19 protein-coding genes and 1 pseudogene are annotated in these 26,294 nt (G+C 66.8%); 18 read left to right on the plus strand and 2 right to left on the minus strand.

Translation table 11 applies throughout. From position 1 onward, the window contains the following. Positions 1-23: 23 nt before the first annotated feature. Both fdhD and ACWW1C_RS07720 read right to left on the minus strand, forming a co-directional pair. Positions 24-848 carry a formate dehydrogenase accessory sulfurtransferase FdhD gene (gene fdhD / locus ACWW1C_RS07715; RefSeq protein WP_455982883.1) on the minus strand — a complete coding sequence of 275 codons (825 nt, stop codon included), beginning with the start codon at positions 846-848 and terminating at the stop codon, positions 24-26. Beyond that, positions 836-3,175, minus strand: coding sequence for an FdhF/YdeP family oxidoreductase (locus ACWW1C_RS07720; protein ID WP_455982884.1), 2,340 nt, complete (start codon positions 3,173-3,175; stop codon positions 836-838). Before ACWW1C_RS07720 ends, fdhD begins: the two co-directional genes overlap by 13 nt. Before the next feature lie 271 nt (positions 3,176-3,446). Here ACWW1C_RS07720 and ACWW1C_RS07725 point away from each other — a divergent pair, with 271 nt between their 5' ends. The 18 genes and pseudogenes from ACWW1C_RS07725 to ACWW1C_RS07810 all read left to right on the plus strand — a co-directional run bounded on the left by ACWW1C_RS07725 (position 3,447) and on the right by ACWW1C_RS07810 (position 26,111). Then, positions 3,447-4,826: a rhodanese-like domain-containing protein gene (locus tag ACWW1C_RS07725; RefSeq protein ID WP_455982885.1), complete on the plus strand. Its 1,380-nt coding sequence runs from the start codon at positions 3,447-3,449 to the stop codon at positions 4,824-4,826. 20 nt (positions 4,827-4,846) lie between these two features. Beyond that, positions 4,847-6,049 carry an FAD-dependent oxidoreductase gene (locus ACWW1C_RS07730; RefSeq protein WP_455982886.1) on the plus strand — a complete coding sequence of 401 codons (1,203 nt, stop codon included), beginning with the start codon at positions 4,847-4,849 and terminating at the stop codon, positions 6,047-6,049. A gap of 34 nt (positions 6,050-6,083) precedes the next feature. Next, complete coding sequence (trxA, locus tag ACWW1C_RS07735; protein ID WP_455982887.1) at positions 6,084-6,446, plus strand: thioredoxin; 363 nt, start codon at positions 6,084-6,086, stop codon at positions 6,444-6,446. 4 nt (positions 6,447-6,450) lie between these two features. Then, on the plus strand, positions 6,451-7,230 hold the full coding sequence (locus ACWW1C_RS07740; protein ID WP_455982888.1) for a sulfite exporter TauE/SafE family protein: 780 nt from the start codon (positions 6,451-6,453) through the stop codon (positions 7,228-7,230). Positions 7,231-7,326: 96 nt separating this feature from the next. Then, positions 7,327-7,479 (plus strand): hypothetical protein, encoded by a 153-nt coding sequence (locus tag ACWW1C_RS07745; RefSeq protein ID WP_455982889.1) that lies wholly within the window; start codon positions 7,327-7,329, stop codon positions 7,477-7,479. A gap of 350 nt (positions 7,480-7,829) precedes the next feature. Next, the gene (locus tag ACWW1C_RS07750; RefSeq protein ID WP_455982890.1) at positions 7,830-9,764 is read left to right on the plus strand and encodes a 2-oxoacid:acceptor oxidoreductase subunit alpha; all 1,935 of its coding nucleotides are present in this window, start codon (positions 7,830-7,832) and stop codon (positions 9,762-9,764) included. Continuing rightward, the gene (locus tag ACWW1C_RS07755) at positions 9,761-10,840 is read left to right on the plus strand and encodes a 2-oxoacid:ferredoxin oxidoreductase subunit beta (RefSeq protein ID WP_455982891.1); all 1,080 of its coding nucleotides are present in this window, start codon (positions 9,761-9,763) and stop codon (positions 10,838-10,840) included. Before ACWW1C_RS07750 ends, ACWW1C_RS07755 begins: the two co-directional genes overlap by 4 nt. A 67-nt stretch (positions 10,841-10,907) precedes the next feature. Continuing rightward, complete coding sequence (mobA, locus tag ACWW1C_RS07760) at positions 10,908-11,429, plus strand: molybdenum cofactor guanylyltransferase (RefSeq protein WP_455984190.1); 522 nt, start codon at positions 10,908-10,910, stop codon at positions 11,427-11,429. A gap of 968 nt (positions 11,430-12,397) precedes the next feature. Beyond that, positions 12,398-12,619, plus strand: a pseudogene (locus ACWW1C_RS07765) (transglycosylase family protein); the annotation flags it as partial. Between the two features lie 145 nt (positions 12,620-12,764). Further along, a complete protein-coding gene (locus ACWW1C_RS07770; RefSeq protein WP_455982892.1) occupies positions 12,765-13,577 on the plus strand; it encodes an alpha/beta fold hydrolase in 813 nt (270 codons plus the stop codon). Positions 13,578-13,616: 39 nt separating this feature from the next. Next, positions 13,617-15,596 (plus strand): S9 family peptidase, encoded by a 1,980-nt coding sequence (locus tag ACWW1C_RS07775; protein ID WP_455982893.1) that lies wholly within the window; start codon positions 13,617-13,619, stop codon positions 15,594-15,596. Positions 15,597-15,667: 71 nt separating this feature from the next. Next, positions 15,668-16,927, plus strand: a complete 1,260-nt coding sequence (locus ACWW1C_RS07780) for a saccharopine dehydrogenase family protein (protein WP_455982894.1) — start codon at positions 15,668-15,670, stop codon at positions 16,925-16,927. Positions 16,928-17,025: 98 nt separating this feature from the next. Then, positions 17,026-17,655 carry a DUF937 domain-containing protein gene (locus ACWW1C_RS07785; protein ID WP_455982895.1) on the plus strand — a complete coding sequence of 210 codons (630 nt, stop codon included), beginning with the start codon at positions 17,026-17,028 and terminating at the stop codon, positions 17,653-17,655. 88 nt (positions 17,656-17,743) lie between these two features. Next, positions 17,744-20,413: a valine--tRNA ligase gene (locus ACWW1C_RS07790; RefSeq protein ID WP_455982896.1), complete on the plus strand. Its 2,670-nt coding sequence runs from the start codon at positions 17,744-17,746 to the stop codon at positions 20,411-20,413. Beyond that, entirely contained in the window at positions 20,410-21,858 is a 1,449-nt protein-coding gene (gene folC / locus ACWW1C_RS07795) for a bifunctional tetrahydrofolate synthase/dihydrofolate synthase (RefSeq protein ID WP_455982897.1), read from the plus strand. Before ACWW1C_RS07790 ends, folC begins: the two co-directional genes overlap by 4 nt. Continuing rightward, a complete protein-coding gene (locus tag ACWW1C_RS07800) occupies positions 21,855-22,268 on the plus strand; it encodes a DUF4233 domain-containing protein (RefSeq protein ID WP_455982898.1) in 414 nt (137 codons plus the stop codon). The genes folC and ACWW1C_RS07800 overlap by 4 nt, the downstream gene beginning before the upstream one ends. An 82-nt stretch (positions 22,269-22,350) precedes the next feature. Next, a complete protein-coding gene (ndk, locus tag ACWW1C_RS07805) occupies positions 22,351-22,761 on the plus strand; it encodes a nucleoside-diphosphate kinase (protein ID WP_406775710.1) in 411 nt (136 codons plus the stop codon). A gap of 314 nt (positions 22,762-23,075) precedes the next feature. Next, positions 23,076-26,111, plus strand: a complete 3,036-nt coding sequence (locus ACWW1C_RS07810) for an Rne/Rng family ribonuclease (RefSeq protein WP_455982899.1) — start codon at positions 23,076-23,078, stop codon at positions 26,109-26,111. The last annotated feature ends 183 nt before the right edge of the window (positions 26,112-26,294 follow it).

Genomic DNA, 26,294 nt, shown 5'->3' on the forward strand with positions numbered 1-26,294 from the left:
CGGGGGCGTTTCCTTTTGGACCGTTATCGGACTACGCGATCCGGGCGGGTGTAGACGTTCATCGACTCGTCGCGCAGGAACGCCACGAGGGTGAGCCCCGCCTGGCTGGCCAGGTCGACCGCCAACGACGACGGCGCGGACACCGCCGCCAACAGCGGGATGCCGGCCATGACGGCCTTCTGCGTCAGTTCGAACGACGCCCGGCCGCTGACCAGCAAGACCGTGCCGGTCAACGGGATGCGGTCGTTCTCGAGTGCCCACCCGATCACCTTGTCCACGGCGTTGTGCCGGCCGATGTCCTCGCGGGCGACGAACATCTCGCCGTCGCCGCTGAACAGCGCGGCGGCGTGCAGCCCGCCGGTGCTGTTGAACACCTTCTGTGCCCGGCGCAGCTGCTGGGGCATCGCCGAGAGCGTGGCGTTGGTGACGGTGGACGGATCGTCGCCGGGGGAGTAGTGGCTGACGGTTCGGACGGCGTCGATGGACGCCTTGCCACATACGCCGCACGACGAAGTGGTGTAGAAGTTGCGCGTGACGTCGACCGACGGCGGCGGGACATGGGGTGCCAATGTCACGTCGAGCACGTTGTAGGTGTTGGTGCCGTCGTCGGTGGCGCCGCGGCAGTACGCGACGCGGGCGATGTCGTCGCGGCGGGCTATCACGCCCTCGGTGAGCAGAAACCCTTGGGCCAGTTCGACATCCGAGCCAGGAGTCCGCATGGTGACGGTGAGGGGAGTGCCGTTGACCCGGATTTCCAGGGGTTCCTCGACGGCCAGGGTCTCCGGCCGGGATACCGCGCCGCCGGCGGTGACGTGTTCGGCCCGGCGCCGGGCGGTTACGCGCCCCATGGCTGGTCCGATCCGTCCTCGCTGCGCTCGACCCCCGGTGCCAGCCTGATCACGACGGCCTTGGATACCGGGGTATTGGATTTGCGGGCGGTGTGGTCCAAGGGGATCAAGGGATTGGTCTCCGGGTAGTAGGCCGCGGCGTTGCCCGCGGGCGTCGAATAGGGCACCACCAGAAAGTCTTTCGCGCGGCGCTCCTGGCCGTCGAATTCGGATACCAGGTCGACGCGGCTGCCGCCGGTCAGGCCGAGGGCCGCGATGTCGGCCGGGTTGACGAACACCACGCGCCGACCGCCCTTGACGCCCCGATATCGGTCGTCCAGGCCGTAGATGGTGGTGTTGTACTGGTCGTGGCTGCGCAGGGTCTGCAGTACCAGCCGCCCTTCGGGCACCGGCACCCACTCGACGGGTTCGATCGAGAAGTTGGCTTTGCCTGTGTGCGTGGGGAATTCGCGGGAGTCGCGCGGCGGGTGGGGCAGCTGGAAGCCGTCGGGCTCACGGACCCGGGTGTTGTAGTCGGCGCAGCCGGGGACCACGTCGGCGATGGCGTCGCGGATTCCGTCGTAGTCGGCGTTGAAGGATTCCCACGGCACCGGGTGCTCGGGGCCCAGCAGCGTCCGCGCCAACTGGCAGACGATCGCGACCTCGCTGCGTACCTGGTCGCTGGGTGGCGTGAGGCCACCGCGCGACAGATGCACCATCGACATCGAATCCTCCACCGACACCACCTGTTTGCCGCCGGCCTGGAAATCCTTGTCGGTGCGTCCCAAGGTGGGCAGGATCAGCGCCGTGCGGCCGTGAACGAGGTGGCTGCGGTTGAGCTTCGTCGAAATCTGTACCGTCAGAGCGCAATTGCGCATCGCCGCGGCGGTGACGTCGGTGTCGGGGGTGGCCGAGACGAAGTTGCCGCCCATCCCGACGAAGACTTTGGCCCGTCCGTCCCGCATGGCCCGGATCCCGTCGACGGTGTCGTGACCGTGCTTGCGCGGCGAGCTGATCCCGAACCGGGTGTCCAGCGCGCCCAGGAACTCGTCGGGCATCTTCTCCCAGATCCCCATGGTGCGGTCACCCTGCACGTTGGAATGCCCGCGGACCGGACATACGCCCGCGCCGGGCTTCCCGATCATGCCGCGCATGAGCAGGAGGTTGGTGGCCTCACCGATGGTGGCCACCGCGTGCGTCTGCTGCGTCAGGCCCATGGCCCAGCAGATGATGGTGCGCTCCGATCGGATCAGCGCATCGGCGACCCGCTGCAGCTGGTCGCGGCTGATCCCGCTGGCCTCGGTGACGGTATCCAGTTCGACTGTGCGGGTGCGGGATTCGTACTCGACGAAGCCTGCGCAGTGCCGGTCGATGAAGTCGCGGTCCAGCACCGTCCCCGGCGAGCGGTCTTCGGCTTCCAGGAGCAGCCGGCCCAGACCGGCGAACAGGGCCATGTCGCCGCCGATCCGGATCTGCACGAACTCGTCGGCGATCGGCACACCGTGGCCGACGACGCCGTGCACCTTCTGCGGATCCTTGAACCGCATGAGTCCGGCCTCGGGCAGCGGGTTGATCGCGATGATCGTGGCGCCGCCCGCCTTTGCCTTCTCCAGTACCGACAGCATGCGCGGGTGGTTGGTGCCCGGGTTCTGTCCGGCGATGACGATGCAGTCGGCGTGCACCATATCTTCGACGGTGACCGAGCCCTTGCCGATGCCGATCGATTCGACCAGCGCAGCGCCTGACGACTCGTGGCACATGTTCGAGCAGTCCGGCAGGTTGTTGGTGCCATAGCTGCGCGCGAGCAGCTGGTACAGGAATGCGGCTTCGTTGCTGGTGCGGCCGGAGGTGTAGAACAGCGCTTCGTCGGGGCTGCCGAGAGAGTTCAGTTCGGCGGCGATCAGCGCGTAGGCGTCGTCCCAGTCGATCGGCCGGTAGTGGGTGTCGCCGGGTGCCAGCACCATCGGATGGGTGAGCCGGCCCTGCTGGGACAGCCAGTATTCGGGCTGGTCGGCCAGGTCGGCAACCGAATGCCGGGCGAAGAATTCGGGGGTGACGCGGCGCAGCGTGGCTTCCTCGGCGACGGCCTTTGCGCCGTTCTCACAGAACTCGGCGAGCTTGCGGCCGCCGTGCTCCTCGGGCCAGGCGCAGCCGGGGCAGTCGAAGCCGTGCCGCTGATTGATCTTGCTCAGCGTCTCGGCGGTGCGCAGCGGCCCCATCTGTTCGATGGCGCGCCGCATGCTGACCATCACGGCCTTGACCCCCGCGGCTTCGTGTTTCGCACCGGTGACCGCTACGTCGTGTTCGTCATAGGAGGCGTCGACGTCGTTGCCGCTGGCGGTGGTCATCTTCCCAATCTAATCGCCGCGATCGACGAGTCACGGGGGAAAGAAGGTCATCGGCGATCGGCATTTCAGATGCCGTGATAGGCGGCGCCTATCGCCGCGCGGTACGACGTCGGGCGAGGTCGAGCGGCAGACGAAAAGTAGACGGCCTGAGTGACCTAAGCCTCTAGAGGAACGTGCCCAGTCGGAATAAAATACCCCCAGGGGTATATTGATATACCCGTAGGGGTATAGCTCAGAGTGGTGCTACCCAACGAGGAGAAAGAAGCCGGTGATGATCCTGCAGCAGTACTACCTGGATTGCCTGTCACACGCGTCCTACCTGATCGGTGACGAAACCACCGGTCGCGCAGTCGTCGTGGACCCGCAGCGTGACGTGGCCGGATACGTTGCCGATGCCAAGGAACACGGGCTGAGCATCGAATTGGTCATCGAGACCCACTTTCACGCCGACTTCCTTTCTGGGCACCTCGAGCTGGCGAAAGCCACCGGAGCCAAGATCGTCTACTCGTCCGTCGCCGAGACCGAGTTCGAGTCGATGGGTGTCGCCGACGGTGAGCGGTACTCGCTGGGCGACGTGACGCTGGAGTTCCGCCACACCCCCGGGCACACCCCCGAGTCGATGAGCGTGGTGGTCTACGAGCACGCGGATGACCAGGCGCCGTATGGCGTCATGACGGGGGACACGTTGTTCATCGGCGATGTGGGTCGCCCCGACCTGCTGGCCTCGATCGGCTTCACGCGAGAGGAGCTGGCGGACAAGCTCTATGAGTCGCTGCACAACAAACTGATGACGCTGCCCGATGCGACCCGGGTGTACCCGGCGCATGGCGCGGGCTCGGCCTGCGGCAAGAATCTGTCGACCGACCTCTCGTCGACGATCGGCGAGCAGAAGGCGACGAACTACGCGCTGCGGGCCGCCGACAAAGGGTCGTTCCTCAACCTTGTCACCGAAGGGCAGCCGCCCGCGCCGGGCTACTTCGTCTACGACGCGATCCTCAACCGCAAGGACCGCGAGCTGCTGGACGAGACCAAGACGCCCTCGGCGATGACCTACGAGCAGGCTCGTGCGGCGATCGACGCCGGTGCCGTCCTGGTGGACGGTCGTGGCCCGGAAGAATTCGCCCTTGGGCACCTGCGGGGCGCGGTCAACATCGGCCTGCAAGGTCGTTACGCGGAGTTCGCCGGCTCGGTCCTGCCGTCCGACGTCGACATCGTGCTGTTCACCGAGCCCGGAGCGGAACTCGAGGGCAAGAACCGGCTCGCCCGAATCGGCTTCGACCGGGTGATCGGCTACGTGGCCGAGCCGTACCAGGCGTTGGTCGACCACGAGGGTGACGTCCAGGTGGCATCGAGGCTGACCGCCAAGGCTTTTGGTGACCGGGCAGCCGAACTGCCGAATCTGCAGATCGTCGATGTTCGCAACCCCGGTGAGGTCGCGGCCGGGACCATCCCGAACGCCATCGGCATCCCGGTGGGGCAGCTGCCCGCTCGGCTCGGTGAGCTCGACCCCGCCAAACCGACCGTCGTCTATTGCGCCGGTGGATACCGCTCGTCGGTGGCGGCAAGTCTGTTGCGGCGGAGTGGATTCAACGACGTGAGTGACATTTTGGGCGGGTATGGCGCCTGGGCAGAAGCCGTCGAGAACGCCTGAAGATAGGAGACATCGCAGATATGACCATCACTGCCAAGCACCAGATCGTGATCGTCGGCGGCGGAACCGCCGGCATCACGGTCGCGGCGCGACTGCTGCGCAAGGGCTACTCCGACGTCGCGGTCATCGAACCCTCGGACAAGCACTACTACCAACCGCTGTGGACGCTTGTCGGCGGCGGGCAGGCACAGGCCTCCGCGACCGAGCGCGCCGAGTCCTCGGTGATGCCCAAGGGTGCGACGTGGATCCGGAACGCCGCGAGCGCTTTCGATCCCGACGCCAACACGGTGACATGTACGGACGGCGCCACGTACGAATACGACGCGCTCGTGGTCTGCCCGGGCATCCAACTCGATTGGGATCGCACCGAGGGGCTGACAGAGACCCTGGGTCGCGACGGCGTCTCATCGAACTACCGGTTCGATCTCGCGCCGCGGACCTGGGATTTCATCCGGAACTTGCGGTCGGGTACCGCCGTGTTCACCGTTCCTTCCGGAGCTATCAAGTGCGCCGGCGCGCCGCAGAAGATCGCGTATCTGGCGTCCGACTACTGGCGGTCACAGGGCGTGCTCAAGGACATCGACGTCCACCTGGTCATGCCGGGCGCACGGCCTTTCGGAATTCCCGCGATCGCAGACAGTCTCGACAAGGTGATCGCCGACTACGGCATCACCTTGCACACCAACTCCGAGGTGAACCTGGTCGACGCGGCGGCACACAAGGTCGGCCTCACCAGTGTTGCGGCGGGTGGTACCGACGCCATGCTGCCGTACGACGTTCTTCACGCCGTGCCGCGCCAGTCCGCACCGGACTGGATCAAACGCAGCGCGCTGTCGACGGGCGATGCCATGGGCTATGTCGACATCGACAAGTACACCATGCAGCACGTGCGGTACCCCAACGTCTTCAGCCTCGGTGACGCCGGTTCGTCGCCGAACTCGAAGACCGGCGCCGCCATCCGCAAGCAAGCCCCGGTAGTGGTCGAGAACATCGACTCCTTCCTGAATGGGCGTCCGCTCCGGGCGTTCTATGACGGCTACTCGTCGTGTCCGATCGTCACCTCGTCGGACGCGATGTTGCTCGCCGAATTCGACTACGACCTCAACCTGGAGCCCTCGTTCCCCCTACTCGACCCGACCATCCCACACCGGGCGTACTGGTATCTGAAGAAGTACGGGCTGCCGTTCATGTATTGGAATCTGATGCTGAAAGGCATTGTCTAGCAGTGCAATTGAATGACCACGAAAGGAGATCCCAATGACCGTCAAAACCCTGACCGCCGCCGATTTCGAGGCGACCATCACCGATAACGCCATCGTGCTCATCGATTTCTGGGCGTCGTGGTGCGGTCCGTGCCGTGCCTTCGCACCGGTTTTCGATCGATCGGCGCAGTCACACCCAGATGTGGTGCACGCCAAGGTCGATACGGAAGCACAGCAGCGGCTTGCCGCGGCGCTCGAAATCCAGGCGATCCCGACGATCATGGCGTTCCGCGACGGCGTCCTCGTGTATCGCCAACCCGGCGCGATGCCCGCTGCGGCCCTCGAAGATCTGATCACCCGCGTCAAGGCACTCGACATGGCCGACGTGCGGGCTCAGATCGCGGGCAAGACGCACTGACCGAATGAATATCGTTCTCGCCCTGGGTCTCGGCGCCGTGATCGGCGTTCTGCTCGGCCTGCTCGGCGGAGGCGGGTCCATCTTGGCGGTTCCGGCGCTGGTCTATGTCCTGGGGCTGGGGATCGAGCAGGCAATTCCGTTGTCGCTGTTGGTCGTCGGCATCGCGTCGGCGACAGGCGCGCTGCCGAAGATTCGTGCCGGCCAGGTCCAATGGCGGTTGGCTGCCATCTTCTCGGCCGCCGGGATCCCGGCAACCGTCGTCGGTAGCGTCATCGGCCGCCACCTGCCGCAGCCGGCACTACTCGTCGGCTTCGCGATGGTGATGGTGCTGGCCGGAATCCGGATGTTGCAGGACAACGCCGGCACCGGCACCGCATGCAGAGTCGGCAATTCGGGAATCGACTGGCGGCGCTGTGCCTCGAGATCGATCCCGGCCGGATTCGTCGTCGGCCTGCTGACCGGACTCTTCGGTGTCGGCGGCGGGTTTCTGATCATTCCGGCGCTGGTGTTGATGCTCGGGGTGGAGATGCCCGTCGCGATCGGTACCTCGCTGCTCATCATCGTCGTGAACTCGTTGGCGGGTCTGTTGTCCCACCTCAGCGGCACCACCATCGACTGGACCAGCGCGGCGGCGTTCGTCGGCACCGCAATGGTCGGTTCGCTGATCGCCGGCCACCTGGGCACCCGGCTCGACACCCGGCGGCTGCAGCATTGGTTCGCCTACCTCGTCTTCGCTGTCGCCGCTTATGTGCTCATCGACACGATCGTCGTGAGCTTCTCGTGACCCGATCGGCGGCCGTCCGCGAATCTTCACCAGACCGACATGTCGCCGCCCCGTTGCGTGACGTGCGCGGTTGCGCAGCTTCTGGACAATGGCCGTATGGATACCGATACCGGCCGCAATACGCCGGGTCGCCGCGTCTGGGCCGACCCGCTGGCGTTGGGATTCCAGGCGCACCGGCAGCTGATGTTGCTGCGCCTACGCTGGCATGGCCGCCGTCTGGACACCCGTCCAGACGGCCAACCGGACTGACGCCTAATCGCTTGTGCCGCCGGGTATTTCCGGTGTGGCCAAGTGTTAGCGCAGACGGCTACTGATCGGTAACTCGTTTCTTAGGAATCCCACCTGGAAGAACGTGACGAAAGCCACATTTTGACAGGTGTCAAGCGACTGCAATCCATTTGACGTGCGTATTCATGTGGTCGCCACCCGGCCTGCAATGGCGCGTCCTGGCTAGTGCACCCTAAGAGAAGTGCAATAATCGGTACTAGCAGTGACATCAAAATTTTGGCGGCGCCGAGCTGGCGATCGTGAGCACCGTTCTGCGGCGTCTCCGGAAACAGTGCGACGGACTCCGAAACAGAGTGTGAAAGGCAGGCGTCGTGGGTCTTAACGACGGCGACAACGGCACCTCGCGGCAGAAGCTCGAGAAGGTCGTCATCCGCTTCGCTGGTGACTCCGGTGACGGTATGCAGCTGACCGGTGACCGGTTCACTTCGGAAGCCGCCCTCTTCGGCAATGACCTTGCGACGCAGCCGAACTACCCCGCCGAGATCCGCGCACCACAGGGCACCCTGCCCGGTGTTTCGTCGTTCCAGATCCAGATCGCGGATTACGACATCCTCACCGCCGGCGACCGCCCCGACGTGCTCGTCGCGATGAACCCGGCCGCGCTCAAGGCCAACGTCGCCGACCTCCCGCGCGGCGGCATGATCATCGCCAACTCCGACGAGTTCACCAAGCGCAACCTGGCCAAGGTCGGTTACGCCGAGAACCCGCTGGAGAACGATGAACTGTCCGAGTTCGTCGTCATCCCGGTGGCCATGACCACGCTGACGCTGGCCGCGGTAGAAGCCATCGGCGCGACCAAGAAAGACGGTCAGCGCGCCAAGAACATGTTCGGGCTCGGCCTGCTGTCCTGGATGTACGGCCGCGAGCTGGAGCACAGCGAGGCCTTCATCCGCGAGAAGTTCGGTCGCAAGCCCGAGATCGCCGAGGCCAACGTCCTCGCGCTCAAGGCCGGCTGGAACTACGGCGAGACCACCGAAGCCTTCGGCACCACCTACGAGGTGGCCCCGGCCAAGCTCAAGTCCGGTGAATACCGTCAGATCTCCGGCAACACGGCCATGGCCTACGGCATCGTCGCCGCCGGTCAGCTGGGTGACATCCAGGTGGTGCTCGGCACCTACCCGATCACCCCGGCCAGCGACATCCTGCACGAGCTGTCCAAGCACAAGAACTTCAACGTCCTGACCTTCCAGGCCGAGGACGAGATCGCCGGTATCGGCGCGGCCATCGGTGCCTCGTACGGTGGCGCGCTCGGTGTGACCAGCACGTCGGGCCCCGGTGTCTCGCTGAAGTCGGAGGCCATCGGGCTCGCGGTGATGACCGAGCTGCCGCTCATCGTCATCGACGTTCAGCGCGGTGGCCCGTCCACCGGTCTCCCGACCAAGACCGAGCAGGCCGACCTGCTGCAGGCGCTGTACGGCCGCAACGGCGAATCGCCCGTCGCGGTCCTCGCGCCGGCCTCTCCGTCGGACTGCTTCGACATCGCGGTGGAGGCAGTGCGGATCGCCATCGGCTACCACACCCCGGTGATCATCTTGTCCGACGGCGCGATCGCCAACGGCTCCGAGCCGTGGCGCATCCCGGACATCAGCAGCTACCCGGCCATCGAGCACACGTTCGCCGAGCCGGGCAAGCCGTTCCAGCCCTACGCGCGTGATCCCGAGACGCTGGGTCGCCAGTTCGCCATCCCGGGCACCCCGGGCCTGGAGCACCGCATCGGTGGTCTGGAAGCGGCCAACGGCTCCGGCAACATCTCCTACGAGCCCAAGAACCACGACCTCATGGTCCGGTTGCGCCAGCTCAAGATCGACGGCGTCAAGGTGCCCGATCTCGAGGTCGACGACCCGAGCGGCGAAGCCGAACTGCTGATGCTCGGTTGGGGCAGCTCGTACGGTCCGATCGGTGAGGCGTGCCGCCGCGCCCGTCGCAACGGCATCAAGGTTGCGCACGCTCAGCTGCGCCACCTCAACCCGTTCCCGGCCAACCTCGAAGAGGTCCTGCGCAAGTACGACAAGGTCGTCGTGCCCGAGATGAATCTTGGCCAGCTGGCCCTGCTGCTGCGCGGCAAGTACCTGGTCGACGTCCAGTCGGTGACCAAGGTCGAGGGCATGGCGTTCCTGGCCGACGAGGTCGAGGGCATCATCAGCGCGGCACTGGACGGATCGTTGCGCGAAAAGGAAACTGACAAGGCCAAGTTCGCACGGCTGGCAGCCGCCACCGTGGAAACCGGTGTGGGAGCAAACGCATGACGGATCTGATCGGTGCTGATCTGGGCCTGACCGAAGCCCTCAGCAAGAATGCCCTGGTTCCGACCACGGACCAGCCGCAGAAGGGCAAGGACTTCACCAGCGACCAGGAAGTGCGCTGGTGCCCGGGCTGTGGTGACTACGTCATCCTCAACACCATCCGTAACTTCCTGCCGGAGCTGGGCCTGCGCCGCGAGAACATCGCGTTCATCAGCGGCATCGGCTGCTCCAGCCGGTTCCCGTACTACCTGGAGACCTACGGCTTCCACTCGATCCACGGTCGTGCCCCGACCATCGCCACCGGCTTGGCGCTGGCGCGTCCGGACCTGTCGGTGTGGGTTGTCACCGGTGACGGTGACTCGCTGTCGATCGGTGGCAACCACCTGATCCATGCGCTGCGCCGCAACATCAACATCACGATCCTGCTGTTCAACAACCGGATCTACGGTCTGACCAAGGGTCAGTACTCGCCGACCTCCGAGGTCGGCAAGGTCACCAAGTCGACCCCGATGGGTTCGCTGGACCAGCCGTTCAACCCGGTGTCGCTGGCGCTGGGTGCCGAGGCCACATTCGTCGGCCGGGCGCTGGACTCCGATCGCAAGGGCCTGACCGAGGTGCTCAAGGGCGCGGCTGCGCACCGCGGTGCCGCCATCGTCGAGATTCTGCAGGACTGCCCGATCTTCAACGACGGCTCGTTCGACCCGCTGCGCAAGGAAGGCGCCGAGGACCGGCTGATCAACCTGGTCCACGGCCAGCCGATCACCTTCGGCGCAGAGAACGAGTTCTGCGTCACCAAGTCCGGCTATGGGCTGGAGATCGGTAAGACCGCTGACGTCGACCCGTCGGACATCGTGGTGCACAACGCTCAGCTCGACGATCCGGCCTACGCCTTCGCGCTGTCGCGCCTGTCGGAGCAGAACCTCGAGCACACCGTGATGGGTATCTTCCGTTCGGTGAACCGGCCGACCTACGACGACGAAGCGCGTAATCAGGTCAACTCGGCGATGGAATCCAAGGCGCACGACACCGCTGCTCTGCAATCCTTGCTGCGTGGCAAGGACACCTGGACCGTCGACTGATAGCGACGCATTGATCGAAGACGCCCCGCTGGCCGCAGTAGTACTGGCCGGCGGGGCGTCTCGTCGTATGGGACGAGACAAGGCCACCGTGCGTTTCCGCGGAGTGGCGGGGGAGACCACCTTCGTGGAGCAGGCGGTGGCGACCCTGCGTTCACGATGTGAGGCGGTGTTCGTGATCGCCGCGCGCGGCCAGGCGCTGCCCGACCTCGATGCGGAGGTGTTGCGGGACGCGACGCCCGGCGTGGGGCCCCTGTTGGCCACCGCCCGCGGGTTGCGGGCTGCGGCCGACGCCGGATACCCGAGTGCATTCGTGTGCGCCGTGGACATGCCGTATCTGACGGCCGAGCTGATCGATGAGCTGGCCGGACACGCGGCCCGGGTGGGCGCCGACGTGGTACTGCCCTGGGATGGGCGCGATCACTACCTGGCGGGTATCTACCGGACCGCGCTGGCCACCCGGGCCGACGAACTGGTGGCTCACGGGCGGCGCAGCATGCGGGCTCTCGTCGACACCTGCGACACTCAGCGGGTGGTGCTGGACCGGCAGCGGGCGCTGGTCAACGTCAACAGCCCGGACGACTTCGCCTGAGCATCTCAGCAAAGACCCGTGAGCGTGCTGCTCCATTATTGAATTTATCGCCGTGTGGCGAATTTAAATTTGAGCAATTACCGCAGTGTGCGATTAACGTGCAAATAGGATGTCGCAATTCCGGTGTATTCATGGATCTATTCGTCTGCGAATTCTGAACACGTTGCAGGACAACGGTTTTGGCTGTCGTGCCAGAGGGATGCTGGTTAACGGTAACTGAACACATCGCGTCGTCAGCCCGAAAAGTCCTGATCGGCGGCGGTGTCGGGCGGCCATACCCACTCTATTGCGGTTTGACGCATCCGTCGGCAGCGAATCGAGGCGTGCGCGCGTATTGATCGCACTCCGCGACACGCCGGAGGTTTAGCCTGAAGCGCGGCAAAATGTGGCGCTGACCTGCGACGACTGTGACCAATGTGAATTGAATTCTGTGTGCCAGGCCACAATTTCATGGTGACCTCTATCACGAAATGTTGCCGAACTGTGATTTGTTAGCGGGGCTTTATATGTCGCGTGACCTGCTTATGTTCCTCTCAGGTTCGGTCGTGATCTGCTTGTTATCTGGACGGGATGGGTTCGACATCGCGCAGTGAATTCTTGCTACGGTCCTCGTGCTGCTCCAAAAGAGCAAATAACTGAAAAACCATGAACCTGCGTGTGAGCGGGATCGCGGTGGGACCAGAGCAGATGGCCTGTTGCCCGTAGTGTCCGCCGGCTTCGAGCCCGGACCGATCAAACCGCCCCCGCTGTCGTGTCTGACCGAGACGGCACGATTCAGCCCCCCTAACGCCTGCCCGGCAGGCAGTAGTTCGCACCGCCTATGCGCGGGCGATGTTTGGCGCGCGCTCGGCGAGAGGAAGAACGTGAAGAACATCCGCACAACGCTTGGACTGGTTGCCGTTGCCGGGGCCGTTGCAGTTGCCCCGATGGTCATCGGTACCGGTACCGCGAATGCGGACGGCGGCCACAACTGGGACGCCGTTGCAGCCTGTGAGTCCGGTGGGAACTGGGGCATCAACACCGGCAACGGTTACTACGGTGGGCTGCAGTTCAACCTGGGCACCTGGCGTGCCAACGGCGGCTCGGGCATGCCCCACACCGCCAGCAAGGACGAGCAGATTCGAGTTGCCGAGAACGTCGCGTCCCGCCAGGGCATGGGCGCTTGGCCGGTCTGCGGTCGTCGGGGCTAGTTTCCAGCCCGGATAATCCCGCACCGGAGCGCCACAAGCGCTCGAACGAGACATCAGAGGGTGTCGGACCACACGGTCCGACACCCTTTGTCGTGTCTTGTCGGGTCGGCCTGGGTGATACGTCACTTGATGAAACGATGGGGGCATGGCGACGCACGACATCGCGACCGGCCTCGGCACCCTGAGGGTCCACGTCAGCGGCTCCGGTGCCCCGATTCTCCTGATGCCCAGCCTGTTGACCGACCACACGCTGTACGCAGCCCAGGTGGCCCACTTCTCCGCGAGCTACACCACAATCGCGGTGGATCCGCCAGGGCAGGGCGGCAGCGAACCGTTGCGCAGAACCTTCACCTTCGAGGAGAGCGCCCGCGCGTACCTCGATGTGCTGGACTGGTTGGGGCTGTCCTGGGCGCATCTGGTGGGCAACTCCTGGGGTGCCATGGTCGGCGGCACGATTTCCGCGATGTTCCCGGACCGGGTCGGGCGTGCGGTACTGCTCAACGGGACCGCGTCGGAGGGCCCCCGATGGGATCGTCTGCAACTCGCGCTGGCGGCGTGGATGACCCGACTGGCCGGGCGTCCACTCTTCGTGCGGTCTACGGTCGTGCCCCGCTTCCTCGGGCGGACCACGCGCCGGCAGCGGCCTGACCTGGTCGACGGACTCGTGGCGATGATCAGGCGCAACAACGCCCGGTCGGCGAGCTTTGCGGTCGAGAGCATCGTGGTCAGACGTCCCGACCAGCACGCGCTGTTCGGCCGGATCGTTGCCCCCACCCTGGTCGTCGCCGGTAGCGAGGACGCGAGTTTTCCGGTCGCCGAAGTGCGCCGCATGGCCGAGGCGATTCCCGGCTCGGAGCTGGTGATCCTGGATCAGATCGGACACCTGGCCGCCTACGAGGCGCCCGACGCCGTCAACGCGCTCATCGACGACTTCCTCGACGACGACCCCGGGCGTTGATCGCGCGAGCGACGCGCCGTCATGTGCTAACAACGGAGCATGGCCCTGACTCCGTTCGATGACCTGGATTCGTACCTCTCTCTACCCCGGGTGTCCGGGCTCGCGGTCTCGCCCGACGGCCGCCGCGTCGTCACGATGATCAGCGAACTGAACGAGAAGGCCACCGAATTTGTCAGCGCGGCTTGGGAACTCGACCCGGACGGACACCGCGAGGCGCGCCGGCTGACCTACGGCGCCAAGGGGGAGTCCCAGCCGACCTTCACCGCCTCCGGCGACCTGCTGTTCGTCGCGGCGCGACCCACCGATTCCGACGATGATCCACCGGCGGCTCTGTGGCAGTTGCCGGCGAACGGTGGTGAAGCGCAACGGGTTCTCGAGCTGGCGGGCGGCGTCGGTGCGGTGCACGCGGCTCGCGCCGCGGACGTCGTGGTGGTGACGGCGTCGATGCTCCCGTCGGCAGGCACGCCCGACGACGACAAGCGACTGCGCACGCTTCGCAAAGACAAGAAGGTGACGGCGATCCTGCACGCCGGCTACCCGGTGCGGCACTGGGATCACGACCTGGGACCGGACCACGCGCACCTGCTCCGTGTCGAATCCGGTGCGGCCCATGACATCACGCCGGAGCCGGGGATGGCGCTGAACGAGGCCACCGTCGACGTGAGCGCGGACGGGACGTTCGCGGTCACGTCCTGGGCGGTGCCGGCTCCGGGGGCCGCGCTGCGGAACGTCCTGGTCCGCATCGACATCGGCACGGGGGAGCGCACCGTGATCGCCGACGACCCGGGCGCCGACCTGGGCGGCCCGGCCATCTCACCGGACGGTAGCGCGGTCGCGTTCCTCCGTGAGACGCACTCGACGCCGGCGCAAGCGCCGCAGATCACCTTGTGCCGGCAGTCTTTTGGTGGCGAGCAGGTGGAACTCACCGCCCAATGGGACCGTTGGCCGACATCGGTGGTGTGGTCGCACGACGGGTCGACGCTGCTGGTGACCGCGGACGACAACGGCCGGGCGCCGATCTTCGCCGTCGACCCGTCGAGCGGAGCGGTCACCCAGTTGACCCACGACGACTTCGCCTACGGCGAAGTCCGCCCCGTCGCCGGTGGTGCGCTGTACGCCCTGCGCAGCAGCTACCTGACCCCACCCCATCCGGTCCGTGTCGACGCCGACGGCTCGGTCACCGTATTGCCGTGCGTCGAATTTCCTGAATTGCCAGGCGAATTGGCCGAGCTGACGGCCACGGCGGACGACGGCACCCCCGTCCGGTCCTGGCTGACGCTGCCCACGGGCGACGCTCCCGCGCCGCTGCTGCTGTGGGTGCACGGCGGACCGCTGGGCAGCTGGAACACCTGGCACTGGCGGTGGAATCCCTGGCTGCTCACCGCGCTCGGCTATGCGGTGCTGATGCCGGACCCGGCGCTGTCCACCGGATATGGTCAGGAGTTCATCCAACGTGGCTGGGGTGCTTGGGGTTTCGCGCCGTATACCGACCTGATGGCGGCCGTCGACGCCGCCTGTGATCATCCGCGCATCGACGCCGGCCGCATCGCCGCGATGGGCGGCTCGTTCGGCGGCTACATGGCCAACTGGATCGCCGGGCACACCGACCGATTCGCCGCGATCGTCACCCACGCCAGCCTGTGGGCCCTGGACCAGTTCGGGCCGACGACCGATGGTGCCTACTGGTGGGCCCGCGAGATGACACCCGAGATGGCCGAACGCAATTCGCCGCACCTGCACGTCGAGAACATCACGACCCCGATGCTGGTGATCCACGGCGACAAGGACTACCGCGTGCCGATCGGTGAAGGCCTGCGGCTGTGGAACGACCTGCTGACCCGGTCGGGACTGCCCGCCGACGACACGGGCGGCACCGCGCACCGCTATCTCTACTACCCGTCCGAAGGTCACTGGATCGCCGCGCCTCAACACGCCAAGATCTGGTATCAGGTGGTGGCGGCCTTCCTGTCCGAGCATGTGCTGGAGGAACACATCGACCTGCCCGACACCCTCGGCTGAGTCTGATTTGCCGCACTCCTCATCGCGGCTCGTTCCTCGCCGCTTGATCGTCGTACGGTTAGGTTGGCAGCATGACTGCACCGCAGCGCGAATTCGACATCGTCCTCTACGGCGCCACCGGCTTCGTCGGGAAGCTGACCGCCCAATATCTGGCCCAGCATGGAGGGAAGGCGCGGATCGCGCTCGCCGGCCGCTCGATGGACAAACTGGCCGCCGTCCGCGACTCGCTCGGCGCGGCCGGGCAGGGCTGGGGGCTGATCCAGGCCGACGCCTCGTCGCAGCAGAGCCTGGACGCGATGGCCGCCCGGACCCGGGTGGTCGTCACGACGGTCGGGCCCTACCTGAAATACGGCCTGCCGCTGGTTGCCGCGTGCGCCGAGGCCGGCACCGACTACGCCGACCTGACCGGGGAGAGCCTGTTCATCCGCGAGAGCATCGACCTGTTCCACAAGCAGGCCGCCGACACGGGAGCCCGCATCGTGCACTCCTGCGGATTCGATTCCATCCCTTCGGATCTCACCGTCTACGCGCTGTACAAGGCCGCCCAGGCGGACGGGGCGGGCGAGCTCACCGACACCGACTACGTGCTGCGCGGATTCTCCGGTGGCGTCTCCGGTGGCACCGTCGCGTCGATGCTGGAGCTGTTCACGCTGACGTCCGACGACGCGGAACTGCGGCGGACCATGATGGATCCCTACACGCTGACCACCGATCGCGGCGCCGAGCCCGACCTCGGACACCAGTCGGACACCCCGTGGCGCCGGGGCCGGGACATCGCCCCGGAACTGGCCGGGACCTGGACCGGTGCCTTCGTCATGGCGGTGGCGAACACGCGCATCGTGCGGCGGACCAATGCGCTACTGGGCTGGGAGTACGGCCGCCGGTTCCGGTACTCGGAGAACATGAGCCTCGGGTCGTCGCCGATCGCACCCGTGGCCGCGGCGCTGGGCACCGGAGTCAACGCGGCGGTGATGAACCTCGGCAGCCGCTTCTTCAACAAGTTGCCCCGCGGCCTGATCGACCGGGTCGTCCCGAAGCCCGGTACCGGCCCCAGCGAGCAGGCGCGGGACAAGGGCCACTACCGCGTCGAGACGTACACCCGGACCACCAGCGGGGCCCGGTATCGCTCCGTCATGGCGCAGCAGGGCGACCCGGGCTACAAGGCCACCGCGGTGCTCCTGGGGGAGTGCGGGCTGGCACTCGCCCTCGACCGCGACCGCCTCTCGGACTTGCACGGCGTACTGACGCCGGCCGCCGCGATGGGCGACGTGCTTCTGACCAGGCTCCCGGCCGCCGGCGTCACGTTCGAAACCGAAGCGCTGGGGCGCTGATTCGCGCAGCAAGCGCGGAAGTGCTGTGCCTCGTCGCCGACCCGGCTAGTGTCGGCGACGAGGTTCGCACACATCCCGGGGACATGAGGTGAAGCACCATGGCTGGTCTTGACGAACTGCTCAATCAGATTCCGACACAAGACATTGCGGCAAAACTAGGCGCGGATGAAAGCGAGGTGAACAGCGCCGTACAACAGCTGGTGCCACTGCTCGTCGGCGGCCTGCAGCACACCGCGCAGGACCCCGATAACGCAGCCGGCATCGAGAATGATGCCGCCGACCACGCGGCGAGCGGACTGCTCGACGGCGGCGTGACGGTCGACGAGGTCAACCAGGACCAGGGTGCCGACGCCGTCGCGAAGATCTTCGGTGGCAACGACAGCGGCCAGGTCGCGTCCGCACTGGCCGGCGGCGGCGCCGGCAACAGCGACCTGATCCAGAAACTGCTGCCGATCCTGGCGCCCATCGTGCTGGCCTACATCGGTAAGCAGCTCAGCGGCGGCGGTGCGGCGTCGGCGCCCGCGGCGTCCGGCGGTGGCGGGCTCGGTGACGTGCTCGGCAACATCCTCGGCGGCGCGCTGGGCGGTAACACCGCCGGCGGCAACTCGAACTCCGGTGACAATCCGCTCGGCAGCATCCTGGGCAGCGTCCTCGGCGGCGGTGGCAACCAGGGTGCCGGCGGCGTCCTCGGCAGCGTGCTGGGCGGGTTGTTCGGCAACCGCAAGTAGATCCTCGCGAGCAGCCGTAAAACTGTCCTGGACGTGGCGTTTTCGGACAGTTTTACGTCTGCTCGCAGGGGTTACCTAGAATTGGCCGGTGACTGCCAGCGATACACCTGATCCCGCGACCGTGAACGCGGCCGATGCCCTGCCCAAAACGTGGGATCCCAGCGCGGTAGAAGCTGACATGTACCAGGGCTGGGTCGACGCGGGATATTTCACCGCCGACCCGACCAGCGACAAGCCGCCGTACTCCATCGTGCTGCCACCGCCCAACGTGACCGGCAGCCTGCACATGGGCCACGCGCTCGACCACACCCTGATGGACGCGCTGACGCGGCGTAAGCGCATGCAGGGCTACGAGGTGTTGTGGCTGCCGGGCATGGACCACGCCGGCATCGCGACCCAGACCCTGGTCGAGAAGCAGCTCGCCGCCGAGGGCAAGACCAAGGAGGACTTCGGTCGCGACGGCTTCATCGAGAAGGTCTGGGAGTGGAAGCGCGAGTCCGGCGGCACCATCGGCGGGCAGATGCGCCGCCTGGGTGACGGCGTCGACTGGAGCCGGGACCGCTTCACCATGGACGAAGGCCTGTCGCGCGCCGTCCGCACCATCTTCAAGCGGCTGTTCGACGCCGGCCTGATCTACCGGGCCGAGCGGCTCGTGAACTGGTCGCCGGTACTGCAGACCGCGATCTCCGACCTCGAGGTCAAGTACGACGACGTCGAGGGCGAACTCGTGTCGTTCCGGTACGGCTCGATGAACGACGCGGAGCCCCACATCGTGGTGGCCACGACGCGCGTCGAGACGATGCTCGGCGACACCGCGATCGCCGTGCATCCCGATGACGAGCGGTACCGCGCGCTGGTCGGCAGCACGCTGCCGCACCCGTTCCTGGACCGCGACATCATCATCGTCGCCGACGAGCACGTCGACCCCGAATTCGGTACCGGCGCAGTCAAAGTCACCCCCGCGCACGATCCGAACGACTTCGAGATCGGCATGCGGCACAACCTGCCGATGCCGTCGATCATGGACACCAAGGGCGCCATCACCGGCACCGGAACCGAATTCGACAGCATGGACCGCTTCGAAGCCCGGATCAAGGTGCGCGAGAAGCTCGCCGCCGAGGGACGCATCGTCGCGGAGAAGCGGCCGTACCTGCACAGCGTCGGGCATTCCGAGCGCAGCGGCGAGGCCATCGAGCCGCGGCTGTCGATGCAGTGGTGGGTCAAGGTGGATTCGCTGGCCAAGGCGGCCGGCGACGCAGTCCGCGGCGGCGACACCGTGATTCACCCGACCAGCCTGGAGCCGCGCTGGTTCGCGTGGGTCGACGACATGCACGACTGGTGCATCTCCCGTCAGCTCTGGTGGGGTCACCGCATCCCGATCTGGCACGGACCGGACGGCGAGACCGTGTGCGTCGGTCCGGACGAAGAGCCGCCGGCCGGCTGGGAGCAGGACCCCGACGTGCTGGACACGTGGTTCTCCTCGGCACTGTGGCCGTTCTCCACCATGGGCTGGCCGGAGAAGACGGCGGAACTCGAAAAGTTCTATCCGACAACGGTTCTGGTCACCGGGTACGACATCCTGTTCTTCTGGGTGGCCCGCATGATGATGTTCGGCACGTTCGTGGCCGACGACCCCGTCCTGGACGGAGCGAAGGTCCCCTTCGAGAACGTCTTCCTGCACGGGCTGATCCGGGATCAGTTCGGGCAGAAGATGAGCAAGTCGAAGGGCAACGGCATCGACCCGCTGGACTGGGTCGAGATGTTCGGCGCCGACGCGCTGCGCTTCACCCTGGCCCGCGGCGCCAGCCCGGGCGGCGACCTGTCGATCGGTGAGGACCACGCCCGCGCGTCCCGCAACTTCGCGACCAAGCTGTTCAACGCCACCCGTTTCGCGATGATGAACGGTGCGGCACCCGCTGACCTGCCGGACGCGTCCGAGCTCACCGACGCCGACCGCTGGATTCTGGGCCGGTTGGAAGAGGTCCGCGTCGAGGTCGACAACACGTTGGACCGCTACGAATTCAGCCGGGCCTGCGAGGCGCTGTACCACTTCGCGTGGGACGAGTTCTGTGACTGGTACCTGGAACTCGCGAAAGCCCAGCTGTTCGAGGGCGGTTCGCGCACCGAGCACACCAAGGCCGTGCTGGCCGCGGTGCTCGACGTGCTGCTCAAGCTGCTGCACCCGGTGATGCCGTTCGTCACCGAGGCGCTGTGGAAGTCGCTGACCGGAGGTGAGTCGGTGGTCATCGCCGAGTGGCCGCAGGCGTCGGGTGTCGCGCTCGACGAGGTTTCCGCCGGGCGCATCACCGACATGCAGAAGCTCATCACCGAGGTGCGCCGGTTCCGCAGTGACCAGGGCCTCAACGACCGGCAGAAGGTGCCCGCCCGTCTGGTGGGTATCAGCGAAGCCGACCTGGACGCTCAGGTGGCCGCGGTGACGTCCCTGGCCTGGCTGACCGAGCCGGCCGACGACTTCAACCCGTCCGCGGCAGTGGAGGTCCGGCTGTCCAAGGGCACCGTCGTGGTCGAGGTGGACACCTCGGGCACGGTCGACGTCGCCGCTGAGCGTCGCCGGCTGGAGAAGGACCTGGCCGCCGCGCAGAAGGAACTCGCGCAGACCGCAGGCAAATTGGGCAACGAGGCGTTCCTCGCGAAGGCGCCCGAGGACGTCGTCGCCAAGATCAAAGCCCGTCAGCAGCTGGCCCAGGAAGAGGTCGACCGGATCAACGCCCGGCTGGCCGGGCTGCCGTCCGCATGAGCGCGCCCACACCTGACGAGATCGCCGAGTTGCTGCAGGTCGAGTACCTGCTCGACCAGCGGTGGCCGGAGACGAAGATCGAACCGAGCACCGTGCGCATCGAAGCGCTGCTGGAGATGCTGGGGTCGCCGCAACGCGGCTACCCGAGCATCCACGTGGCCGGCACCAACGGCAAGACGTCCGTCACCCGGATGATCGACGCCCTGCTGACGGCCTTCAGCCGCCGTACCGGCCGGACCACCAGCCCGCACCTGCAGGCCGCCACCGAGCGCATCGCAATCGACGGAAAGCCCATCAGCCCAGCGCAATACGTCGCCACGTACACCGAGGTCGAGCCGTTCGTGGAGATCGTCGACCGGCAGTCTCAGGCCGGTGAACTAGCCGGCCAGCTGGGTGAACCGGGCCCCAAGATGAGCAAGTTCGAGGTGCTCACCGCCATGGCGTTCGCTGCCTTCGCCGACGCGCCGGTCGACGTCGCAGTCATCGAAACCGGCTTGGGCGGACGCTGGGATGCCACCAACGTCGTCGACGCCCCGGTCGCCGTCATCACCCCGATCGGCTTGGACCACACCGACTTTCTCGGTGACACCATTGCCGCGATCGCGGGGGAGAAGGCCGGCATCATCGCCCGCCAGCAGCCTGACCTGGTGCCGACCGGCACCGACCTCAGTACCGTCGCAGTGATCGCCCGCCAGCCCGCCGAAGCCATGGAAGTGCTGATGGCCCAGGCGGTTACGGCCGACGCCGCCGTCGCGCGCGAGGACTCCGAGTTCGCCGTCCGGGCCCGGCAGGTCGCGATCGGCGGGCAGCTGCTGGAGCTGCAGGGCTTGGGCGGCGTGTACACCGACATCTTCCTGCCGCTGCACGGCGAACATCAGGCCCACAACGCCGTCCTGGCGCTGGCCGCGGTGGAGGCGTTCTTCGGTGCCGGTGCCGACCGTCAGCTCGACATCGACACCGTGCGCCAGGGCTTCGCATCGGTGACCAACCCCGGCCGGCTGGAGCGGTTGCGCAGTGCCCCAACGGTGTTCATCGACGCCGCGCACAACCCGGCCGGGGCCGCGGCCCTCGCCGACGCGCTGCAGACGGAGTTCGAGTTCCGGTTCCTGGTCGGTGTCATCTCGGTCATGGCGGACAAGGACGTCGCCGGCATCCTGACCGCGCTCGAGCCGGCGTTCGACCTGGTGGTGGTGACCCACAACGGGTCGCCGCGGGCCATGGACACCGACACCCTGGCCTCACTGGCGGAGGAAACCTTCGGCCCGGAACGCGTCACCACCGCGCCGAACCTGCCAGACGCCATCGAGGCGGCCACGGCGCTGGTCGAAGAGTCGGGCAACGACTACGGCGCGTCCGACGGCTTCTCGGGCGCGGGCATGGTGATCACCGGTTCCGTCGTGACCGCCGGTGCGGCCCGCACTCTGTTCGGAAAGGACCCGGCATGAGCGCGTCAGCGAGTAGCGGAGCGGATCGCGCATCGAATCAGCACCAGCAGCCCGATCCATGGAAGAGCTTCCGTGGCGTGATGGCCGGCACCCTGATCCTGGAAGTCATCGTGGTGCTGCTGGCGCTGCCGGTGGTGTCGGTGTTCCACGGCGGCCTGACGCCGCTCAGCAGCGGCTACCTCATCGGCATGGCGATCGTGCTGGCCCTGATGTCGGGGATGCAGGGCCGGTCCTGGGCGCTGTGGGCCAACATCGGGATTCAGTTCGTGTTGATCCTCGGGGCGTTCATAGACGTGACCATCGGCATCGTCGGCATCATCTTCCTGCTCGTCTGGGTCTTGATCGCGTACCTGCGGTCCGAGGTCAAGCGCCGCCAGGACCGGGGGCTGCTGCCCGGCCAACAGTCGTGATTTGTGCACGATAATCCGCGGTGAGCGCGGAAAATCGTGCACAAATCGCTGGTTTCGGTTACTGACTAGTACGCTGTCCGCCGTGACTGAGCAGACCCTTGTTTTGATCAAGCCCGACGGCGTCAAGCGCAACCTGATCGGCGAAATCATCAGCCGGATCGAGCGCAAGGGCCTGACCTTCGCTGCTCTTGAGCTGAAGACCGTCAGCGTCGAGTTGGCGACCAAGCACTACGCCGAGCACGAAGGCAAGCCCTTCTTCGGTGACCTGCTGGAATTCATCACCTCCGGCCCGGTGGTGGCCGCGATCGTCGAAGGCCCGCGCGCTGTCGCCGCCTTCCGTCAGATCGCCGGCGGCACCGACCCGGTGGAGAAGGCCGCGACCGGCACCATCCGTGGTGACCTGGCCCTGATCACCCAGGACAACCTGGTGCACGGCTCGGATTCCCCGGAGTCCGCGGCCCGTGAAATCGCCCTCTGGTTCCCCGCCAACTGACACAGTGGGCCGCCGGTAGCTGAGCTACCGGCGGCACCTCGTCGGAGATTGGCCGACGATGTGGGATACTGGCGTACGGGTGACCTGCTTCATACCAGGAGCGGACGCCCGGATGAAGACTTAGACGACGCGACCACCCGGAGAAATCCAGGTGCGGCGCCGACCGTCCAGCCATCATTCAGCCAGGCACCGAGGGCTCCCGTGGGCCGCTAGGTGCGAGACCACAACAATCTCGGGAGAAGTTCCCCGAGCCAATACAAGAAGCCCTCGCGTGGCCGCGTCGCACGACGCGCCCGGGGGCTTGAGGAGAATACGTGGCCGACGATGCCCAACTTGAAGCCCAATCCGAAGACGCCGGCAGTGCGGCGGAGCCGATAGAGCTCCCCGAGCGCCTGCGGATTTTCTCGCTGGCCCGAATCCTCGGGACCACCAGCAAGAACATCACCGAGACGCTGGCCGGCGTCGACGGTAGGCCCCGCAATCCCGCTTCCACGGTGACCCGTGCCGAGGCTGAGCGCGTCCGCGACCTGCTGGGTCTCGGTGGCGAGGCCGCTGACGCGCCGGAGGCGCCGGAGGCCCCGGCGCCTGCCGAGGCCGCTGAGCCCGCTGAGTCCGTAGCCGAGGTTGCCGTCGAAGCCGTCGACGTCGCCGAAGCTGCTGTCGAGATCGCCCGCGAGGCCGCCGAGGCCGGCGCCGCGGAGCCTGACGAAGCCGAGCCCGAGTCCCGGCTGCTGTTGGAGACGGTCCCCGCCACCCAAGCAACCTCGGCCGAGCCCGCCGACTACCTGCCGCTGTTCGTGGCACCGCAGCCGGTGACGTTCCGGCCCCCCGCCGAGCCTGACGATTTCGCCGACGACGACAGCGCCGACGACGCGGCAGACGGCGCCGACGAGGGTGGCGAGGACGGCACCGACGAAGACGGCGAGCGGCCCGCCAACCGGCGCCGCCGTCGCGGACGCCGTGGCCGCGGTCGCGGCAGGGGCGAGCAGAGCAGCGACGACGCGATCGACGGAGACGCCGAAGGCGAGACGCAGGACGCGTCGGCCGAGGGTGACGACGACAGCGACGGCGAGGCCGATGACGACTCCGGTGACGACGACGACGCGAACGCGTCGGACGGCGCGAGCCGGCGCCGCCGTCGTCGCCGCCGCCGCAAGTCGGGCGGTACCGGTGGTGACGACGCCGATGGCGAGACCGGTTCACCGGACGATCCGCCCAACACCGTCGTCCACGAGCGCGCCCCGCGCGCCAAGTCGGACAACAACGAAATTCAGGGCATCACCGGGTCCACCCGGCTCGAGGCCAAGCGCCAGCGCCGTCGCGACGGCCGTGACGCGGGCCGCCGCCGGCCGCCGATCCTGAGCGAGGCCGAGTTCCTGGCCCGCCGTGAAGCCGTCGAGCGCGTGATGGTGGTGCGCGACAAGATCCGCACCGAACCGCCGCACGAAGGTGCCCGCTACACCCAGATCGCCGTGCTGGAAGACGGCGTCGTGGTCGAGCACTTCGTCACCTCCGCGGCGTCCGCGTCCCTGGTCGGCAACATCTACCTCGGCATCGTGCAGAACGTGCTGCCCTCGATGGAGGCGGCGTTCGTCGACATCGGCCGCGGCCGCAACGGTGTGCTGTACGCCGGTGAGGTCAACTGGGAGGCCGCCGGTCTCGGTGGCAACAACCGCAAGATCGAGCAGGCGCTCAAGCCCGGCGACTACGTCGTCGTCCAGGTCAGCAAGGACCCGGTCGGGCACAAGGGCGCCCGCCTCACCACGCAGATTTCCCTGGCCGGGCGCTACCTGGTGTACGTGCCGGGTGCATCGTCGACCGGGATCAGCCGCAAGCTGCCCGACACCGAGCGCCAGCGTCTGAAGGAAATCCTCAAGGAGGTCGTGCCTGCCGACGCCGGTGTGATCATCCGCACCGCGTCCGAGGGCGTGAAGGAAGAGGACATCCGCGCGGACGTCAACCGGTTGCAGGAACGCTGGACCGAGATCGAGACCACCGCCGCCCAGACCAAGGGCAAGGCCGCCGGCGCCGCCGTGGCGCTGTACGAAGAGCCCGACGTTCTGGTCAAGGTGATCCGCGACCTGTTCAACGAGGACTTCTCGAAGCTCGTGGTGTCGGGCGACGAAGCGTGGAACACCATCAGTACCTACGTGAATTCTGTTGCGCCGGAATTGCTTTCGCGGATGTCGCAGTACGAGCCGGCGGGTGGCGGGACCGGCCCCGACGTGTTCTCGGTGTACCGCATCGACGAGCAGCTGGCCAAGGCGATGGACCGCAAGGTGTGGCTGCCCTCGGGCGGCACCCTGGTGATCGACCGCACCGAGGCCATGACGGTCATCGACGTCAACACCGGCAAGTTCACCGGTTCGGGCGGCAACCTGGAACAGACGGTCACCCGCAACAACCTGGAGGCCGCCGAGGAGACGGTGCGCCAGCTCCGGCTGCGCGATATCGGCGGCATCGTGGTGATCGACTTCATCGACATGGTGCTCGAATCCAACCGCGACCTGGTGCTGCGCCGCCTGACCGAGGCACTGGCCCGGGACCGGACCCGGCACCAGGTGTCCGAGGTGACCTCGCTGGGCCTGGTGCAGCTGACGCGCAAGCGGCTCGGCACCGGTCTGATCGAAGCGTTCTCCACGACGTGCACGCACTGCGCGGGCCGCGGCATCACGCTGCACGTCGACCCGGTGGACACCGCGGCCGCAATCAACCGCAAGGCCGAGCCCGCCGGCGGTAGTGGTGGCGGCGGCGGTCGGCGCAGCAAGCGGGCCAAGAAGGCGGCCCCGCGTCCCGAAGAAGAGCCGCAGGTGGCCAAGGTGCCGCCGCATCCGCAGGGTGAACACCCGATGTTCAAGGCCATGGCGGCGGCGAACGGCAAGCACGAGGACGAACTCGACGACGACGAGGCCACCGAGGGCATCGCTGACGAATCAGCCGATGGGGACGTGGTCGAGTCCGCCGCGGACGTGACCGCGCTGGTCCAGGCCGATGACGACCTGGACGCCGACGAGGACGACGAAGACTCGGACGACGACGACTCGGACGACGAGGACACCGAAGACGAGGACTCGGAAGACGATGAACTCGAAGTCGAACTCGACGAGGACTTCGAGGACGGCGACGACGACAGCGACGAGCTGGACCTCGATGACGACGAGGATGAGGACGCCGACGACTCGGATGACGAGGACGACGACGAAGGCGACGACGATTCGGACGACGAGGACGACGACGAAGAGGCTGATCAGCCCGCTGAACCGGTCGTCGCCCAGGCTCCCGTGGTCCGGCAGCGGCGGCGCGCCCCCGCTCGTCCCGCCGGTCCGCCGGTCGGAGGTGTCGATGGCTGATGCCGTGAGGGTCCACGCGGTTTGACCCTCGAATAGCTGGTCACGTACCCTTGACCAGTTGTCGCCTGGCTGCCGCCGGCGGCATTGGAGAAGCCTGGGATGCCCGCGCCACTCCAACCCAAGACCAGTGCTCGCCAGCCTTCGGGTGGCGCGCGCCCCGCAGTAGACGAAACGAAGAACAGA

This window comes from Mycobacterium sp. HM-7 (assembly GCF_053852335.1).